At 74.1% G+C, this 1001-nt stretch carries 1 protein-coding gene; it reads right to left on the minus strand.

Annotated features, from left to right (window positions below):
• Nucleotides 1–69 precede the first annotated feature (69 nt).
• Nucleotides 70–465 (minus strand): Fur family transcriptional regulator, encoded by a 396-nt coding sequence (locus tag DQW06_RS27190; RefSeq protein WP_013152074.1) that lies wholly within the window; start codon nucleotides 463–465, stop codon nucleotides 70–72.
• Nucleotides 466–1001 lie beyond the last annotated feature (536 nt).

A 1001-nucleotide genomic window follows, 5' to 3' on the forward strand; every position in this document is an offset into this window, starting at 1 on the left:
GCGGGGGTGCGGGCACCCGGGCGCGGACCGAAGCGCGGGCCCGGCAAGCACGGGCCCGGAAAGCACTGCCTAGGTGCAGCCCGGACACACGCCCGACAGCTCGAAGGAGTAGTCCAGGGAGCCGTAACCGCTGTCCTCGCGGATGCGTTCGACGACGCTCCCCAGCTCGTCCGCCTGCGCGATGTCCTCCACCCGCCCGCAGACCCGGCACAGCAGGTGGTGGTGACGGGAGGAGGTCCTGCACAGCCGGTAGAGGCGCTCCCCCTCGGGCGAGTGGAGGGTGTCGAGGACGCCCTCCTCCGCCAGCCGGTGGAGCGTGCGGTAGACGGTGGACAGGCTGGGCGGCCTGCGGGCACGGGAGCGCCCTCCGGAGAGGGCGAGGTGGATCTCCTGACAGCTGCGGAAGCGCGTGCTCCGACCCAGGGCCTTGAGGACGACGTCGTCGTACTGGGACACCCGGGGCATCTCAGACCGCCGCCCGGTCGGTCCTCACGGTGAACGGCGTGCCCGCCGCCCCCGGCGCCGGGCGCCGTCGCCTGCCTCCAGACACGTCACGGGCCTCCGGTCATGTGACACAGACTGCATGGAAATGATTTTCATAACCGTACCATGATCGCGCCCGTACCACCTCAAAACCTCCCTAACTACACTGGAATCCGGCCCCTGGGCCCCGCCGGAACCGTCGCCCGACCGGGTCGGGTACGCGCATCGCGGAAACCGCCTCGGCGGAGGTCGTGGCGCCCCGGGGCACGTTCACGAGGGTTCGCCGTCCCGGCTCCCGGTGCCCACGACCGAACGGGCCCCGCCACCGAGCACCCGGCACCGGCGGACGGCACCGCTCCCGTAGCGTCACGGCCCGCCCGCGCACCGGGCGGAGCCGTCCCCGGCTCCCGCGGGTGGACGCCCAACCCCGAACGGGCGGGGCCCGGGCCGGCGTCACCCCTCTGCGGTGGAGCCCCCGGGAACCGGGCCGTCGGGGGCCGCGCCCCCGGGGACCCGCC

It is taken from the genome of Nocardiopsis sp. TNDT3, from assembly GCF_003427465.1.
In the GTDB taxonomy this organism is placed as follows: Bacteria; Actinomycetota; Actinomycetes; order Streptosporangiales; family Streptosporangiaceae; genus Nocardiopsis; species Nocardiopsis dassonvillei.

Bases quoted from the DNA above. Each gene is read 5' to 3' on its own strand.
- DQW06_RS27190 (WP_013152074.1), bottom strand. From the start codon at position 465: ATGCCCCGGGTGTCCCAGTACGACGACGTCGTCCTCAAGGCCCTGGGT.